This window comes from Varibaculum cambriense, assembly GCF_032557235.1.
Classification (GTDB): Bacteria; Actinomycetota; Actinomycetes; order Actinomycetales; family Actinomycetaceae; genus Varibaculum; species Varibaculum cambriense_C.
The window spans coordinates 1-17,183 of sequence record NZ_JAWGMB010000014.1 but is presented as its reverse complement, the minus strand read 5'-3'; the positions used below and the strand labels follow the sequence as shown (position 1 = coordinate 17,183).

The 17,183-nt window shown below is 54.5% G+C and carries 16 protein-coding genes and 2 tRNA genes; 1 reads left to right on the top strand and 17 read right to left on the bottom strand.

Going from position 1 to position 17,183, the window contains the following annotated elements:
* Positions 1 to 85: 85 nt before the first annotated feature.
* The 16 genes from E6072_RS08620 to leuC all read right to left on the bottom strand — a co-directional run bounded on the left by E6072_RS08620 (position 86) and on the right by leuC (position 14,784).
* Positions 86 to 158: transfer RNA gene (locus tag E6072_RS08620), tRNA-Ala, on the bottom strand.
* 139 nt (positions 159 to 297) lie between these two features.
* Entirely contained in the window at positions 298 to 942 is a 645-nt protein-coding gene (locus E6072_RS08615) for a histidine phosphatase family protein (RefSeq protein WP_316695107.1), read from the bottom strand.
* Positions 943 to 949: 7 nt separating this feature from the next.
* Positions 950 to 1,393, bottom strand: coding sequence for a ribosome silencing factor (rsfS, locus tag E6072_RS08610; protein WP_316695106.1), 444 nt, complete (start codon positions 1,391 to 1,393; stop codon positions 950 to 952).
* A 9-nt stretch (positions 1,394 to 1,402) separates the two neighbouring features.
* Entirely contained in the window at positions 1,403 to 3,769 is a 2,367-nt protein-coding gene (locus E6072_RS08605; RefSeq protein WP_316695105.1) for a hypothetical protein, read from the bottom strand.
* The gene (nadD, locus tag E6072_RS08600) at positions 3,769 to 4,386 is read right to left on the bottom strand and encodes a nicotinate-nucleotide adenylyltransferase (protein ID WP_316087230.1); all 618 of its coding nucleotides are present in this window, start codon (positions 4,384 to 4,386) and stop codon (positions 3,769 to 3,771) included. The genes E6072_RS08605 and nadD overlap by 1 nt, the downstream gene beginning before the upstream one ends.
* 144 nt (positions 4,387 to 4,530) lie before the next feature.
* The gene (gene obgE, locus E6072_RS08595) at positions 4,531 to 6,051 is read right to left on the bottom strand and encodes a GTPase ObgE (RefSeq protein ID WP_316695102.1); all 1,521 of its coding nucleotides are present in this window, start codon (positions 6,049 to 6,051) and stop codon (positions 4,531 to 4,533) included.
* A 115-nt stretch (positions 6,052 to 6,166) separates the two neighbouring features.
* Positions 6,167 to 6,418, bottom strand: coding sequence for a 50S ribosomal protein L27 (gene rpmA / locus E6072_RS08590; protein ID WP_122820018.1), 252 nt, complete (start codon positions 6,416 to 6,418; stop codon positions 6,167 to 6,169).
* 24 nt (positions 6,419 to 6,442) lie between these two features.
* The gene (gene rplU, locus E6072_RS08585) at positions 6,443 to 6,763 is read right to left on the bottom strand and encodes a 50S ribosomal protein L21 (RefSeq protein WP_040765508.1); all 321 of its coding nucleotides are present in this window, start codon (positions 6,761 to 6,763) and stop codon (positions 6,443 to 6,445) included.
* Positions 6,764 to 6,966: 203 nt separating this feature from the next.
* A tRNA-His gene (locus tag E6072_RS08580) sits at positions 6,967 to 7,042 on the bottom strand.
* Between the two features lie 122 nt (positions 7,043 to 7,164).
* A complete protein-coding gene (locus E6072_RS08575) occupies positions 7,165 to 8,079 on the bottom strand; it encodes a glutathione synthetase (protein ID WP_316695101.1) in 915 nt (304 codons plus the stop codon).
* Positions 8,080 to 8,145: 66 nt separating this feature from the next.
* Positions 8,146 to 9,273 carry a D-alanine--D-alanine ligase family protein gene (locus E6072_RS08570; protein ID WP_316695099.1) on the bottom strand — a complete coding sequence of 376 codons (1,128 nt, stop codon included), beginning with the start codon at positions 9,271 to 9,273 and terminating at the stop codon, positions 8,146 to 8,148.
* Between the two features lie 12 nt (positions 9,274 to 9,285).
* Positions 9,286 to 10,311, bottom strand: a complete 1,026-nt coding sequence (locus E6072_RS08565) for an NAD(P)H-dependent glycerol-3-phosphate dehydrogenase (protein ID WP_316695098.1) — start codon at positions 10,309 to 10,311, stop codon at positions 9,286 to 9,288.
* Entirely contained in the window at positions 10,311 to 11,168 is an 858-nt protein-coding gene (locus E6072_RS08560) for a lysophospholipid acyltransferase family protein (RefSeq protein WP_316695097.1), read from the bottom strand. The genes E6072_RS08565 and E6072_RS08560 overlap by 1 nt, the downstream gene beginning before the upstream one ends.
* A gap of 9 nt (positions 11,169 to 11,177) precedes the next feature.
* Positions 11,178 to 12,497: a UDP-N-acetylglucosamine 1-carboxyvinyltransferase gene (gene murA, locus E6072_RS08555; protein ID WP_316695096.1), complete on the bottom strand. Its 1,320-nt coding sequence runs from the start codon at positions 12,495 to 12,497 to the stop codon at positions 11,178 to 11,180.
* A gap of 196 nt (positions 12,498 to 12,693) precedes the next feature.
* Complete coding sequence (leuD, locus tag E6072_RS08550) at positions 12,694 to 13,353, bottom strand: 3-isopropylmalate dehydratase small subunit (protein ID WP_316695095.1); 660 nt, start codon at positions 13,351 to 13,353, stop codon at positions 12,694 to 12,696.
* Positions 13,354 to 13,356: 3 nt separating this feature from the next.
* Entirely contained in the window at positions 13,357 to 14,784 is a 1,428-nt protein-coding gene (gene leuC / locus E6072_RS08545; RefSeq protein WP_316695094.1) for a 3-isopropylmalate dehydratase large subunit, read from the bottom strand.
* Positions 14,785 to 14,875: 91 nt separating this feature from the next.
* On the opposite strand from leuC, the gene E6072_RS08540 reads away from it, so the two are divergent.
* The gene (locus E6072_RS08540; RefSeq protein WP_060919933.1) at positions 14,876 to 15,637 is read left to right on the top strand and encodes an IclR family transcriptional regulator; all 762 of its coding nucleotides are present in this window, start codon (positions 14,876 to 14,878) and stop codon (positions 15,635 to 15,637) included.
* 111 nt (positions 15,638 to 15,748) lie between these two features.
* Here the strand turns inward: E6072_RS08540 and E6072_RS08535 are convergent, their stop codons facing one another.
* On the bottom strand, positions 15,749 to 16,957 hold the full coding sequence (locus E6072_RS08535; protein WP_316695091.1) for a glycosyltransferase family 4 protein: 1,209 nt from the start codon (positions 16,955 to 16,957) through the stop codon (positions 15,749 to 15,751).
* Between the last annotated feature and the right edge of the window lie 226 nt (positions 16,958 to 17,183).

The following is a 17,183-nucleotide window of genomic DNA, read 5'->3' as shown; positions in this document are numbered from 1 at the left end:
GTCTGCCAGCGACCTATTAGCGCAGGACAAAGAGGATAAAACAAGTAAAAGCCCCGACCAACGCGAAGTTGATCGGGGCTACTCGTGGAGCTAGCGGGAATCGAACCCGCGACCTCTTCCATGCCATGGAAGCGCGCTACCAACTGCGCTATAGCCCCGAAAGCTATGTCCTACCTTCACAAGCCTGCTCGGTAGGCACCAAATAACTTTAACTAACAGTGAGCCTTTACTTCAAATCGCCCGTCTGTGTATTCCGACATAGTCGTTATTCCCACAGCTCACACCCTGCCACACACCCTAAGCCAAGGAAGGTAGGGCTGAACCGGGAACCTCGGGGGCTCCAATATTGTGTGAAACCAGACGCCATCCGGGTTTACGCGAGTAAGGAATCACCGTGGACCAGTGGCAATTATCTAACCCTCGTAGTCCCTGCCAGGCTAAAGGATCTAAACCCAGAATTTTCACCAATCCCTGCGTCAAAGCTGAACCATGAGAAACCACCACTAAGACGCCCTCTACCTCAGCAAAATGGTCACTAACGCATTTGGCAACCCGCGACCCGACTTCACCGCGCGACTCTACACCCGCCAGGGGACATTCCCCGGTTCCCCGCCATTCTTCATAGCGTGCCGCAAAACGATCTTGCAGTTCTTTCACCGACAGACCCTCAAAATCGCCAAACGCACGTTCACGCAGACGCTCGTCAACCAGGAACTGGGCGCTGTCGCCCAAAAGATCAGCCAGAGCCTGCCCAGTATCCTGAGCACGTTGTAAATCAGAACACACAATCCGCTCAGGCTTGAGCTTAACTAGCTCTTCCGCGGCCGCCGCTGCCTGGGCTATCCCCGCCTGATTAAGAGGGATATCCACCTGACCTTGCACCCGTCCCTGCAGGTTATAGTCAGTTTGACCGTGTCGCCAAAGGACAATCTTCTTCGCCATGAGTTGCCTAATCTAGTCCTACAATCAAACTCGCAGCATCCTGACGCGCCCCTTGCGCAACTATCTGAGACTGTTCCGCCTGGGCTGCTTCCTCCAAATCGGGTAATTCGATGCGTGGACAGTCATTCCACAACCGCTCCAGCCCATAATATTCACGCTCTTCAGCGAGGAAAATATGCACGATTACTCCCGGTAACTCCATGAGTACCCACCGGAATTCATCATTACCCTCAATAGTGGTCGGATCAGCGCCCGCATCATGGCAGGCATGATCAATTTCATTCATAATCGCACGCGCTTGGCGAGGATTATCAGCCGAACAAATCACGAAAATATCCGTGATAATAGTTTGCTCGTGAACATCAATCGCCACCACATCAGTCGCCAGTTTACTGGCAGCTGCCTGGGCAGCGATCTCAGCTAATTGATGAGGGTCAAGCTTTTCGACCAAGAAGAACTCCTATATTTGAGTAACGGTTACATTGTCTACGATACCGGCTTGGAAGATATCCTGCCCCATCGTTTGAGAAATCACTGGTCGATCCATAGTAAGCACCATTCCCAAAGCAATAATCAGCAAGATAGATAGCCTAAGCACCCAACGCAAGAACGTTTGGATAAACGTTAGCGGCTCTTCCTCGCCCTCCTCGTCAGCGGATTCTTGCCACGCCCCGGCGCGAGTGTCTTCCTGCTCCGGGGCTTCAGCTTTTTTTGCTTTCCGTTTCCGCTGCCACCACCGGGTTTTCTCTTCTTGTGGAGGCTCGCTTTCGGCGGAAACGGGCGAAGCATCGCTCGGTTTAGCTTCCGAGGATTCGGTTACTGGCGCCGCTGTCGGGCTAGCAACCGAAGCCGGAGCCGTCAGCGGACTTGCGGCACTAACGGCAGGGGCTGCAGCAGCTGGAGCAACTGGTACCGCAGCTGGTGTCGCAGCTGGTGCGGCAACAACCGGCGACAGTGGCTGCGCATTGTCTGACGATACTACAGTCGCCCCTGGTACAGCCCCTGTAGTTTGCGTAGGCGCTGGCTGCGCAGGCTTTGCTGCCGGAGGCGTTACCACCGGCTGCGCGGCACTTATTGTCTGAGGCACTGCCCCTGGCTGCATCGAAGTAGGCTGGGGCAGCGCCACGTTAGCCGGAGCGGGAACAGTGGGAGCTGGAGAGGCAGTCTGCGTGCTGGGCGCAGGAGCGGGAGCGGCCTGCACCTGCGAAACTTGCGGTTCGACCTGAGTAGCAGCGGGAAAAGCTGAAACTTGGCGCTGCCCTGCCTTAGAGGCCGGGGGCGCGGGAGCTGGACGCACAGATACCTGACTGGCGGTACTCCCCGCTAAAGAGCGAGCTGCGGAAGAGGCTGCGGCCGGTTTGGTTACCCCCATTTTACTTTGCGCCAAGGCCTGCTGGAATAGCTCGGTTGCGGAACCGGCTTCACCGGCAGCTATATTTAACGGAGATAAGTTAGCCCCCTCAGGTGCTAATCCCCGTGCAGCGGTTTGCGGGGTAGTCTGCATGCTAGTAGCGGCCGGCGCGCTCGGCACTTGCGGAGCCGGAGCCATCGGAGCTGCTACCTGCGGCCGCACGGCCTCCGCCTGTCCTCTAGCCTGGGAAGAAGCAAGGGTCGAGGGCGCCGGGGCAGTATTAGCCGGCAGGTGTGCCGGCAGCTGCGGAGCTCGCGCCGAAGTCGGAGCCGGAGCTGACCTAGTTGCCGAAAGATTCTTGCTGGTAGCTGCAAAAGCTAAACTGTCTGCAAGTGCTCGGTCGTCAGCCTTATCAGCTAGAGCGTCAATCGGACTTACTCTCACGGGCTGGGTAGTATCGGCATCAAGAGGCGCCTCCGCCCCTGGGGTGGTGCCAGAAAAACCCGCATCGGCATTTGCTGGGGAATAAACCGATTTACCGGAGCTGCCGGGGGCATCTGCAAAAATACGTGAAGGAGCCTGCGGATGTCGCTCCCCTGAAGGTCCTGAAGCAGCAGCTACCCCCGCCTGTATCTTCGCCCCAACTGCAGGGGCTTGCCGGGGGGCTTCCGGTTGCGGAGTTGGCGCGAGCGGCGCTGCCGGCTCCTGCGGAACAGCGCGAGGGCGCGGTTCGGTTAGCGATTCTCGCGGCGACGACTGTAACGGTACTTGCGGAACCGGCTGCGCCTCTCGAGGCCTCGCCTCTGCTGCCTGCGACCTGGAATCATCCGGAGCAGTAGGAGCGCCTGCTGGTTGCTGGGCAGCTGCTGCCTGTAGATTTTGGAACGAAGCCAACAGCTCCGCCATTTTTTCGGCTTCAGATTTTTCTGCCGCGACCTGCGTGTTTAAAACTTGCTGTTCCCGGCGTTGTTGCTGACGGGCGGCAGTACGCAAAGCCTCCTGCTCAGCATCCTCTAACTGACGCAAACGTTCCGCAGCCTGATCCGCCAAACGTTCCTGTTCTCGGGCATATGCCTGAGCTTCCTCCCGTTCCTTGAGTAGCCGCTGTAAATCAGCCTCCGCCTTTTCACGCGCTTCTCGCGCGACTTTACGCATCTGCTGTTTTTCTCGATACTCCTGTACCCAACTGCGACCATCTTGTTCCGGGCTAAGATTACGATGCGTTTGCTGCTCAGCGGCCAATGCTTCCTGGCGTAGTTGCCAAGAAATATCCCCCTCAACCTGGCTAAATCCTTCTTGGATCTGTCCCCATTGGGATTCTTGCGAAGTCGGCTGGGGGCGATAAGTTGGACGTCGTCCTCCGGTGCGGATCTCCTCCAGGCGAGCTAACTGTTCCGCAATAGAAATCTGGCCGTACTTAGAAATCGGCGAATACGCCTGCCCCTCAGGGCGATTCGGAAAGTCTGTTTCGCTCATTAGTGGTTATCCTCCCGATAAAGACCATATTTCGCGATGTATTGCACAACCCCATCTGGAGTCAAGTACCAGATCGGAGCCTCGGATACCACCCGCTGGCGGATATCGGTCGAAGAAATAGCCATGGCAGGTACCTCTAACAAAGACACCCGCTCGGCAGGTAGTTTTTCGGTGTTACCCCAGCGGTGACCGGGGCGGGTTACCCCTACAAATCGCGCTAATTGGAACAGTTCGTCCGCGTTTTTCCAATCCATGATTTGGCGCAAAGCATCTGCCCCAGTAATAAAAAAGAGGTCACAACCAGGACGTTCCCGCTTTAAATCCCGCAAGGTGTCTACCGTGTAAGTAGTTTCGCCGCGTTCAATATCCACGCGAGAAACGGTAAAACGCGGATTGGAGGCGGTAGCGATGGAGGTCATCAAATAGCGATGCTCTGGCACAGTAACCCGTCGTCCCTTCTTAAACGGCTGGGTAGCTGTCGGCACGAAAATGACTTCATCGAGGCCGTAGCGGTGCTGCACTTCAGATGCCGCCACCAAGTGGCCATGATGAATCGGGTCGAAGGTACCCCCCATCACCCCGATACGCCTGCCAGTGACGCCAATGCCTACCGCCATTAAATACCCCTTCTTGCCAGCTTTTCTGCTAGACCGGTAGCTTCAATCCTACCAAAGGTGAGCGAGTCCTAATATCCTTTACCGTTCTTCGTGACTGAAGTAAATGTTTTGTCGACAAAACGACTATCTCGACTCGCTAATCAGCTAGTCCGTAGAGGGATCCGTCCACAACCCCTGTTCAGCTTCCCGCCGCAAATTCTGACGAGCTGCTTCTTTCCCATCCATCATCTGATAATATTGCTCGCGCCGCTCCTGGTTAGTACGCCGCGTCGATCCCCCTAAACGTAAATCTTGCCCACGAGCACCCAGCAGTTCGGCACCGGCCGATTGCAAAGGTTCAAAGTCGAAGATCACTCCGCCTTCCATCTCGCCGATCACCACGGTATCTCCGCTCTGGGCGCCAGATTGGAGTAGCTCTGCTTCCACCCCTAAGTTGTAGAGTCGGTCTGCCAGGAAGCCGATCGCCTCATCATTAGCAAAATCAGTCTGCTTAACCCAACGTTCGGGTTTTTCTCCCCTCACCTGATAAACCAGTCCTTGCCCAGTTTTTTGCTTCGTAACCGTAAAACTGGAATCCCCCACGGCCTGCGGTCGCAACACCTGTAGCGGCTGGACTTCGCGTTCCGGATCAGTTTTACGCAGTCGCAATACCATTTCTGCCAAGGCAAACACTAAAGCATCCAGACCGCGACCGGTGACCGCGGAAACGGCATACATGGGCCAACCAAATTTGGCTAATTGTTCTGCTTGTAGTTTCGCCATGTCTGCGGCATCGGGAATGTCCATCTTATTCAGAATAATTACTCGAGGACGCTCCCCCAAAGGCACATATCCCGAAACTTCGTCCAGGTCGCTTTCATAAGCCGCCAATTCGGCTTCTAAAGCTTTAATATCATCAACCGGGTTACGCTCAGACTCCATGTTCGCACAGTCCACCACGTGCGCAATCACTGCACAACGCTCAATATGGCGGAGGAAGTCCAGCCCCAGCCCTTTCCCCTGAGAGGCTCCCGGTATCAGACCGGGAACATCTGCCACTGTGAAACGTTCGTCTCCGGCCTGAACCACCCCCAAGTTTGGTACCAAAGTAGTGAACGGATAATCCGCAATCTTCGGCTTCGCCTCCGAAATAGCTCCAATCAGGGAAGATTTACCGGAGGACGGGAACCCTACCAGCCCCACATCCGCCACCGATTTTAATTCTAAAATCAGGACGCGCGATTCGCCCTCTTCCCCCAAAAGCGCAAATCCGGGGGCTTTACGCTTGCGAGTAGCCAACGCAGCGTTACCTTTACCGCCAGTTCCCCCGCGCGCAACCTCCAAGCGTGAGCCGGCCCCTTGTAGATCCGCCAGAATCTCGCCAGCTACAGATTTAACTACCGTTCCGGCAGGAACCGGCAGTACCAGATCTTCACCATTCGCGCCCTCCCGATTGTCTCCCATCCCGGGAGTGCCGTTAGTGGCTTTGCGATGCGGCAAATGGTGGTAATCGAGCAGGGTATGCGACTGGGGATCTACCTCTAAGAACACGCTGCCGCCGCGTCCCCCATCGCCCCCATCGGGGCCGCCCAGCGGTTTATATTTTTCGCGCCTAACACTGACACAGCCATTACCGCCATTACCGGCAGTCACATCGATTTTTACTCGATCAACAAAACTGGCCATGCTTACTCCTTAGAGGTGAGGCGGAAAAATCACTAGCAACCGCCCGTTGGTCACTATACAAGTGTAGCGGGGTCGCCACCCGACCCCGCTACCTATGAAAAGTATTTGCTTTGCTTTAAGCCGAAACCACGTTTACGACTTTACGGCCGCGCTTGCGACCGAACTCAACAGATCCGGCGGCCAAAGCAAAGAGAGTGTCATCCTTGCCCATTCCCACGTTAGTCCCGGGGTGATACTTGCTTCCCCGCTGACGAACCAGGATCTCCCCGGCGTTGACGCTTTCTCCACCGTAACGCTTGATCCCCAGGTACTGCGGGTTAGAGTCACGGCCGTTAGAAGAGGAACCTAGCCCTTTCTTATGTGCCATTTTCTTTTCCTTTCTTGCCTGAGGTTAGGCGATCTTAGTGATCTTCACCTGGGTCAGCTTGGCGCGGTGGCCCATGCGGCGAGTGTATCCGGTCTTGTTCTTGAACTTCAGAATCCGAATCTTCGGTCCTTTTGTCTGTTCTAAGACCTCAGCCGTTACCTTGATTTTCTCTAGATCAGCGGCGTCGGAGGTGACTTGGTCACCGTCAACTACCATCACTGGCTTGAAATCGACGGTGTCGCCAACCTCTGCTGCCAGCTTGTCGACGACGACTACATCCCCGACGGAGACCTTTTCTTGACGGCCGCCCGCCTTGACGATCGCGTAGACCACTTTGCTGCTCATTTCCTTAGTCACGTACATTTTCTTGTGTCCGGAAAACCGAACCTAGCCGGCCTTCCAAACAACCAGCACCGACTAACCAGGGTAGTCGATACCAGCGGCAATTTTCAAACAAAATCCCTGTCCAGGCAGTGTGTTATCTGCCACCGCAAGTTCAAGGAATCATTTGAACCGCCTATGCGGCAAACTGCAGGACAGCTGCCGTATGGGGTGGCTGACGGGGCTCGAACCCGCGACCTCCTGGACCACAACCAGGCGTTCTACCAACTGAACTACAGCCACCATTTATCGCTTAGCGACGAATACCCACTTTATCTAACCGGGGGCTTCAGGTGAAATTATTGCGACACTTGCGGGCTATGTATCCGCTCACACCTACTATCCGTGCAGGTAAGAATCTACGTTTACCAGAAAACGCGATTGCAAATTGCGTCCGCGAAAGTACCGATCCCGTCCTCGCGAGTACGTAGATACAATGAACCGTCTACCGGGGAAACTTCCATCAGGTAATAGGATCCTTTCCCATCAGGAACAATGTCAATCCGCAAGAACAGTAGATGCTGATCGTGTCCCAGGCGCTGTTTAATCATGCGATGAATCGCCGAACGTACCTTTTCTCCAAAAATCCACTCTTCGGAATTTGGCTGCCGGTTACCGGTAACAGTTTCTTGCGCCTGTATCTCAGTGGTATTGGGGTTGGTGAGCATCGCGGCCTTTTCGACCGAGTGCGATAACACCCCGTTCATATAAACCAAAGAGTATTCACCGTGCTCATCAACTTCTGATAGGTAACGCTGCACCATCACCGAGCGTCCCTCTTGTAGGAGACGATTGGCGTGAGTTACTGCCGCCATTCGTGCCATTCCGTTATTGGCATCATAACGACCCATTTCCCTGCCCCCGGAAGAGACTGCCGGTTTGACTACGAACTCCCCATAGGCGGGGAATCTGGTATGTACCTGGTGTTTATTTAGATGCTGTTCTGGCTCTAACCAGGTAGTAGGGATCACGGGCACCCCTTGCTCTTGCAGATTGAGCAAGTAGTGTTTATCGGTGGCCCACTCAGTCACATCCGCCGGATTTAACAAACGCGGAACCTGGTGCGCCCACTGCACAAATTCTTCGCGGTTAGTGGCGTAATCCCTCACGGTGCGGATTACACACACCCCCGCTTCTTCCCAATCCACGTGGGGATCATTCCAGATCGCGATCCGAGCATCGACTCCCCGCGAGTTCAATTCGTCAACTAGCCCAGCCTCGTCCTCGGATAGATCCGGATACTGCGCACAAGTTACTAAGGTAACGCGTTTTTTCGCCATATCTCCAACCCTAATTGTTCTGCTCGTCATTATCCTAAGAAATGATCCCTATTCTTTTGAAATAACTTATCTCAATCCCACTGGACGTGATAATGCTAAAGAAATCAGTTCTTCCATCAACTGGGAATACCCAATTCCCATGTGTTCCCACAGCTTAGGATACATAGAAAATGGGGTAAACCCGGGCATGGTGTTAACTTCGTTGATTACTACCGATTCTTTTTCAGGATCCACAAAAAAGTCCACTCGCGCCAGGCCTTCACACCCGAGTACTTCAAAGGCTTCTCCCGCTATCTGTCGTACTTTCGTAGCCAAATGCGCGGGTATTTTCGCCGGTATCTCTAAACTGACGGTATCTTCCCCGAAATATTTGGTCTCATAGTCATAAAATGGCACATCATCATCCATAGCGATACGTCCCGGTTCGCTGGTACGAGGATGCCCATCTGCTACCTGCAGCACCGCACATTCCACCTCGAAACCGGTTAGTTCTTGCTCCACGATCACCCGCGGATCCACCGCTTGTGCCTTGGTGATAGCTGCTTCCAAGTCAGCAGCAACACTAACCTTGGTGATCCCCAGGGAAGAGCCTGCCCGTGCCGGTTTTACAAAAACTGGTAATCCCAGGCGCTCTATGCGTTCCATTACCTCGGAACGGTTACGTTGCCATTGCCTTGCGGTCACGGTTTCCCATTTTCCTGCCGGCAACTTCGCCTCATGCAAAAGCACCTTGGTGGTGGGTTTATCCATAGCGGCCGCCGATGCCAGCACTCCGCAACCCACATAGGGCAGGTGCATCATTTCTAGCAGTCCCTGTACGGTTCCATCCTCACCGAAAGGTCCATGCAGCAGCGGGAACACTACGTCAAAACTACCGAGATCAGCAAGGGAAAACTCTGACCCCAGTTGGGTGGGCAAACTTACCACGTGTCCATCTCCGGGAGAGAGGAATAACTGGCGATTTGCAGCAGGCACTTCCGCTACGCCGGTATTAGATAGCTGAAACTGTTCGGAGCTGAAATCTACCGGCACCCACTGACCTTGCTGGGTAATCCCGACGGTAACTACCTCGAAACGGTCGTGGTCGATGGCTTGTACTACCCCGGCAGCAGTCGCACAAGAAATCCCATGCTCCCCAGATTCTCCCCCGAACAGTACTAATACCCGAGGTTTACTTTGATTATTTTGCGTCACGGTCGATCCTCTCTATACCATTCGCGCACTGGGGCCATCAGTTACCCGTGGCCCGGCACTCAAAGATACTAACGCTTCTTCTAAGCTTTGTTTCCCGCTAATCACCCGATAGGCAGCCGAGTTGATCGGCATCGCCACTCCATGTTTATGCGCCAAATCACGCACTACCGGGCAAGATCGTGCCCCCTCAACCGTACCGGCCGAGGCCTCTAACGCTTCGGCAACGCTCATCCCCTTTCCCAGGCGATAACCAAAGGAAAAGTTTCGTGACGAGGACGACGAACAGGTAGCTACCAGATCGCCGAGCCCGGCCAGTCCCAGGAAAGTATCTGACTTTGCGCCCATAGCTACCCCGAGTCTCACCATTTCGGCCAGGCCACGAGTAATCAGGAAAGAGCGGGAATTAACCCCTAACCCGAGACCGTCAGCCGCCCCTACTGCCATGGCGATAACGTTTTTTACCACTCCCCCAATTTCTACTCCTACTATGTCTTCAGCCACGTAGGGGCGGAAATAATGGGTATGGATACGCGATGCTACTAACCCGGCGCGCCAGGAGTCTTCCCCCGCAACCGCCGCTCCTGTCGGTTCGTGGTGGGCGATCTCTCCGGAGAGGTTCGGCCCGGACACCGCCACTATCCGGGACGGGTGAATCTTGCCCGCCTGCGCGATTACTTCGGTCATCGTTTGTAAAGTGCCAGATTCCAGCCCTTTTACCAGTGAAATTACGGTGGCGTTTAGAGGGAGGAAGTCACGAACCTGCTGAAGTAAAGTACGTACCCCATTAGAGGGGATAGACACCACTACCATTCCGGCGCCCTCACATACCCATTGCAAGTCGCTGGATGCTTTAAGACCATGCAAAGTTGTCCCAGGCACGTAGCGGGGATTCTCCCCCTCATTGATTTGGGCGGCTAGCTCTGGCCGCCGTGCCCAGATCCGTACTTCATTACCGGCATCCGCTAAAATCTGTGCAAACACTGTTCCCCAGGCACCTGCGCCCAGCACGGCGACTGCGCGAGCCGAGGAGGTCGCCATTATTGGCTATCCTCCTGCGTTGAAGGGTTTGTGCTCTTAGAGGCATTTTCTAAATAGGGGTCGAGCTCTCCGAGGCTACGCGCGGTTACCAGCTTTCCCGGATGATCTGCTCGCCATGCCTTAGCGGCTAACCCTAACTGTTTCTTAGAAGGCAACTGGGCAGATTTGCGATCTAGAGGACGGTGAGGCATTTTTGTTCCCCGGATCTGTTCCAGGCCGCGACAAATCACCTCTTCGATCCTCGCAGTTGCCTGATACCAAGCTTCGGGTTCGTCAACCCGGTCGTATAGATCCGATAGGTCCACTGCAGGCAAGGCTTTAACCCAGACGTCCTTTTTACCCTGCAGATTAGGGCGGCGCCCGTACCGGTCCAGGACGTCTTGCGCCCCCCACTGCACCACTGGAACTAACGGAACCCGGGCACGCAGCGCCATCCGTGCCGCCCCAGTTTTCATGCGCATTGGCCAAAAGTCGGGATCGCGGGTAAGGGTGCCCTCTCCGTAAACCGTGATACATTCTCCGGCTTGCAATCCTTTGATGGCAGCAGACAGCGCATCCCGAGAATGACTTGATTCTCGATAAACCGGGATTTGCCCACAGGAACGCAATATCGAACCCAGGATCGGAACTTTAAAGAGTTCCTCTTTGCAAAGAACCCGCACCGGATACCCGGCACTGGTCATAAAGTGCATCATGGTCATGGAGTCAAACTCAGAAATATGGTTGACTACCGCCACGAACCCGCCTTCTGTGGGCAGGTTTTCCTCGCCCTCCCAATGCCGGCGAGTAACCGCCCCTATGGGGATACGCGCCACGCGCACACAGAACTTATAGAAGCGAGAAAACTTACCGGCCATAGTTACCCCTTACTTTTCCAGCTTGACTTGTGCACCTAATGCGCCCAGTTTAGTAAGGAAATGCTCGTATCCGCGGCTAATCATATCGATTCCCCTGACTGTAGATTTTCCTTCAGCCGCCAGTGCCGCAATCAAATGGGAGAACCCTCCCCGCAGATCAGGGATAGTAATATCGGCGCCATGCAGCGGGGTAGGCCCCGAAATAGCGGCAGAATGGTAATAGTTTCTTTGCCCGAAACGGCAGGACAGCCCGGTTAGGCACTCCCTATACAGCTGGATTTGGGCTCCCATTTTATTTAGAGCCTTAGTGAAACCAAAACGCTGCTCATAAACGGTTTCATGCACAATCGAGAGGCCTTGCGCCTGGGTGAGAGCCACTACCATGGGTTGTTGCCAGTCAGTCATGAATCCGGGATGCACATTGGTTTCTAGCACAATCGGCTTTAGTTCTCCGCCCGGATGGTAGAAGCGTATCCCGTCAGGTTCCACCGAGAACGCGCCCCCCACTTTGCGAAACATGTTCAGGAAAGTAATCATTTCCGGCTGAGAAGCGCCCTCGACAAAAATATCGCCGTGAGTAGCCAGAGCCGCAGACCCCCAAGAGGCAGCTTCTATCCGATCTGCCAGGGCGGTGTGGGTAAACCCTTCCAGATTCTCTACCCCTTCAATCCGGATAGTGCGATCAGTATCTACGCTGATGATCGCGCCCATCTTTTGCAGCACATTGATCAGATCCATGATTTCCGGTTCAATGGCGGCGCCTCGCAGCTCCGTGATCCCCTCAGCTTGCACTCCTGCTAGCAGGGTCTGCTCAGTGGCTCCTACTGAAGGATAAGGCAGTTCAATAACCGCTCCCTGTAGCCCCTCCGGAGCGGCGATATGGATCCCCGATTCCAGTTTGTCTACCTGAGCACCGAAAGAGCGCAAAATCGACAAGTGGAAATCTATCGGACGATCCCCAATAACGCATCCCCCCAGATCCGGGATGATGGCTTCGCCGAGGCGATGCAGTAGCGGTCCGCAAAATAGAATCGGGATTCGAGACGATCCCGCTAAGGTATCGATACTGGCTACCTGGGCAGCCTCTATATTAGAAGGATCGATAAGCAGCTGTCCGCTACCGGAGTCGTAATCGGTTTTTACCCCATGCAGTTGCAGCAAACCGCAGACGATATCTACATCCCGAATTAGGGGCACATTTTTCAAAATAGAAGGGGTAGTGCCTAGCAGCGCCGCCACCATCGCTTTGGGGACAAAATTCTTTGCTCCCCGTACCTTTATACGGCCTGTAAGCGGATGTCCGCCTTGCACTTCTAGAACCGGTTCCACCTGTTATTTCCCTTTCCGCTTTCCTCAATATGCCTAGTGTACCCGCCCTCGCAGTTGTAGGCAGACACCTGACAGGAATTGCGCTTTTGGCGAGGAGAATCGCACCAATATATCGGATAGCGAATGCCAGGAGTGCGGGAGGGAACGCCCGGTAGGTTTCACTAGGGGAACCAGCGCCACTCAGGGGCTCCGAAAGTTACTTGACCTGGGGGATTCCCAGGGGAACTTCGCGCGCAGATACTACCTCGCGACGTGGTAAATGTTTCGCCGGCAGGGTGCGGGGCAAAAACTCTGGCCGCGCTGCTTCGAAAGCACTAATAGCGTCCTCATCTCGCAAGGTGAGGTCAATATCGTCTAGTCCTTCCATAAGGCGCCAGCGGGTATAGCTATCGATCTGGAAACTGCACGAGAAAGCCCCACAAGTAACCCTCTGTCGCTCTAGGTCGACGGTAACGGTACTCCCCGGTTCTTCTTCTAACAACTTCCACAAAGTCTGGCAGTCTTCGAGGCTAATGACCCCGGCCACCATGCCATCTTTTTCGCAGTTTCCTCGGAAAATATCGGCGAACTTGGGCGCCAGCACCACTTTGAAACCATAGTCCCGCAGCGCCCAGACTGCATGTTCTCGACTGGATCCGGTACCAAAATCCGGGCCGGCAACCAAAATAGATGCCTTCCGGAAAGGAGCTAGATTTAGCACGAAGTCTTTATCTTGCCGCCAGGCCGCAAAAAGCCCGTCCTCAAACCCCGTTTTAGTCACTCGCTTTAAGTAGACTGCCGGAATAATCTGATCGGTATCAACATTCGACCGGCGCAGCGGCGCGGCAATACCAGTATGGGAGATAAATTTTTCCATTATTTAATCCTCTTTCCTGGTGGTTACTTCCGGTAAGTCTCGCGGACTTGATAAATGCCCGGTCACCGCAGTGGCGGCCGCAATCGCCGGCGACACCAAATGGGTACGAGAGTTCTTACCTTGGCGCCCTTCAAAGTTTCGGTTCGAAGTGGAGGCAGAACGCTCCCCCTCCCCCAGCTTGTCGGGATTCATGCCTAAACACATCGAGCAGCCAGCATTGCGCCAGAGCGCCCCGAAGCTGGTAAAGATTTTATCCAGCCCTTCGGCCTCGGCTTGGAGCCGCACCCTAGCAGACCCGGGTACCACCAGTACTCGCACGTCCTCAGCTTTCTTACGTCCGCGCCAAACCTGGGCTACGGTGCGTAAATCTTCGATACGCCCATTGGTACACGAACCAATAAAAACCGTGTCCACTTTAATCTCGCGCATCGGGGTGCCCGGGGTTAGTCCCATGTAGGCTAAGGATCGTCGGGCAGCATCTTGCTCACTATCAGTGCGCAACTGCTCAGGATCAGGCACTTTCCCACTAAGCGGCACCCCCTGCCCCGGGTTAGTTCCCCAAGTTACATAGGGTTCGATATTTTCGGCAGGAATCGTAACTTCCCGGTCGAAGTGGGCATCTGGATCAGTGCGCAAACTTTGCCAATCGCGGGTAGCGGTTTCCCATTGCTCACCACTAGGGGCATGAGGACGTCCTTTAATATAGTCAAAAGTGGTCTGATCAGGGGCGATCATGCCTGCGCGTGCCCCCGCCTCAATCGACATATTACAGATGGTCATCCTCCCTTCCATAGAGAGATTTTCAATGGCCTCGCCGCGATACTCAATGACGTAGCCTTGCCCGCCCCCGGTGCCGATCTTCGCGATGATCGCCAAAATAATATCTTTCGCATAAACTCCGGGACGCAGCTTCCCCGGAATGTTTACCGCCATAGTCCTAAAGGGTTTAAGTGGCAAAGTTTGGGTGGCTAAGACCTGCTCCACCTGGGAAGTGCCTATCCCGAAAGCTAACGCCCCGAAAGCTCCGTGAGTAGAGGTGTGGGAGTCGCCGCAAACAATAGTCATTCCCGGTTGCGTCAGCCCCAACTGAGGACCGACTACGTGCACGATGCCTTGGTCAGCATCCCCCAGGGAATGTAGCCGGATTCCAAACTCTTTAGCATTTTCTCTCAAAGTATGAATCTGGGTAGCAGAGGTCTGATCTTTAATCGGTAGATCAATATCTACTGTGGGAGTGTTGTGATCCTCGGTCGCAATCGTCAGGTCAGGGCGGCGTACTTTTCGTCCCGCCATCCGCAGCCCGGCGAAAGCTTGCGGACTAGTTACCTCATGGCACAAATGGAGGTCAATATACAGCAGGTCGGGAGCCCCGTTTTCGCCGTGTTTAACCACGTGAGCAGCCCAAACTTTTTCTGCTAGAGTTTTAGCCATATGCGCCTCCCCGATCTCGTTCTTGTAAAATTGCAGTCTATTTTCGCAAGTGTAGTTGGAATTCCACGCTGTAAGATGGCAATATCAATACATGGACAATAAAAGTGAAGGAAGTGGGGTCGGGGTTCTCGACAAGGCCACTCTCGTCCTAAGTGCTCTAGAAGCAGGCCCCGGCACCCTGGCTCAGCTGGTGAACAGTACCGGTCTGGCGCGTCCGACTGCGCACCGCCTAGCGGTCGCTTTGGAGTACCACCGTTTCGTAGCCCGAGATGTACATGGCCGTTTTATTTTAGGTCCCAGAATTGGGGAACTAGCGTCGGCAGCTGGGGAAGATCGTCTCCTAGCTTCAGCTCGCCCAATTTTGAAAGCGCTTTGCGATCACACTCAAGAATCGACGCAAATGTATCGCCGCCAAGGAGACCAGCGAATTGTGGTCGCTAGCTGTGAATCTCCTCTGGGGCTGCGTGACTCGACTCCCACCGGTTCGGCTCTGTCCATGAAGGCTGGTTCAGCTGCGCAGATTTTACTCGCTTGGGAGGAACCTGACCGCTTGCACCGCGGCTTACAAGGAGCCTCTTTCACCGCCACCCAACTGTCGGTAGTCCGCCGGAGGGGCTGGGCGCAATCTATCGGGGAACGCGAACCCGGGTTGGCCTCTGTTTCTGCGCCAGTGCGGCTAGCCTCCGGTAAAGTGGTGGCCGCTTTAAGTGTTTCTGGCCCGATTGATCGCATGGGACGCCAGCCGGGCAGGATTCACGGTCCGGCAGTGGTTGCAGCTGCCAGTCGGCTCTCGGATTTTATGCGTCGTGCGGAGGGGATTATGGCAGCAAAAAAGCAGGCCGAAGGGAAGTAGCTCTATTTTTCTCGAGGGCGTGCAGGTATTTCCTCAGAACCCGCGTTTTACGCGGTGCTAGCGCGCTGAGGTATATCGATCCTGCTGGGGCTTGTCCCTATTTGCATCAAGTTAGTTGCGTCGTGAAGCTACTATTAGGCGATACTCTATTGCCTGCTCATAGGCCGTCAGCGTTGCCTGGAGGCATCGTTCCCAGGAGACCGGGCTGGGCTGACGTTTGCAGTTCTCTCGTAGCTTCTTCAGCTTTCCATTTACGAGGGCGGTGGCGGTTTTTTCCGCCAGTTTCTCGTCGCTTTCAGCAGCAATACCGGTTACGCCCTCGGCAATAAAGTCGGTTATTGGGCTTTGCGAGCGGACGATTACCGGTAACCCGCTAGCGCGCGCTTCGGCGGCTGCGATCCCAAAGCTTTCATGCAGGCATAGCGTTATAAAAAAATCAGCCTGGCGGTAAGCATTTAATAGCCCTGCTGCATCCGCTCTGCCTGGTAAAATGACTTGTCCCTCGCGAACTTGCCGCTGGGTGCGCAGCAGGGGTCGCAGCGCCCCTTCCCCAAAAATTCTTAGCTGTAAGTTTCCTTGGTTGCCCAGGATTTGGTTTACTCTTTCCGTAAAATTAATGAGCGCCAGTGGTCGTTTGCGGGGCATTAAACGGATTGCACTGACTGCGTGAAAAGTGTCAGTTGTAGGAGCCTCAACATTTGCCTCAGAAGCTGTTATTGGCGAGCCTAGTCGGTCTATATTTTCACAGGTAGGCACGGATCCTAAGGCAGGTGCTTCCGATGACCAAAAGTCAGTATCTACTCCATTAGGAGTTATCGGCCAAGACCTGCGATTTTGGGGAGCTAGTAACTGGTTGATTTGGGAGTTCATTAGTGAAGAAACTCCAGAAAACAAGATTCCAGCCTCTACCCACCGGTTGAAGAAGCCGCTGCGGCGCATAACCGGAGCCCAAGCAGCCAGCTCACAGTGGAAGGTAACTAAAGTGGGAATCTGGCTTCTTGCCGCGATCTGCAGAGCCAAGTGTGCGAATGGCGATAAGACTCCCACGTGTACATGTAAAAGATCGAAGCGGGGAAAAATAGCCCGAAATAGTGGGCCGGCAAAGGGGTTCATTGGCGTAAACCCGAGGGTGGGCATACCTAAACGATGCACCGGAATTTGATCTTCTATGCGACGCCCGACAAAGGATCCGTCTCGGGTGGCGGTAATTACTTCTGGTAAATAGCCAGCTGTTTTCAAGCGCTGCGCTAAGTTGTAGGTCTGAGTTTCGATTCCCCCCATATGAGGCGGGTAGCAGTCTGTAACTATCCCGATACGCATGCCTTTGTCCTATCTATAGTTTTAGCGCCCTTACTGCTAACCATCTCCCCGGTTAGTTTCCAGTATTGCTCTCGATATGTTTAATGTATAGTGAGGAGGCCAAACCCTAAAAGGGTTTGGCCTCCTATTTAATGTGGTTGTGGTGGTTTCTTACTCTCCCGCGCTCGTTGGGGCGTAGTACCATCAGCGTTGCCTAGCTTAGCTTCCAGGTTCGGGATGGGACTGG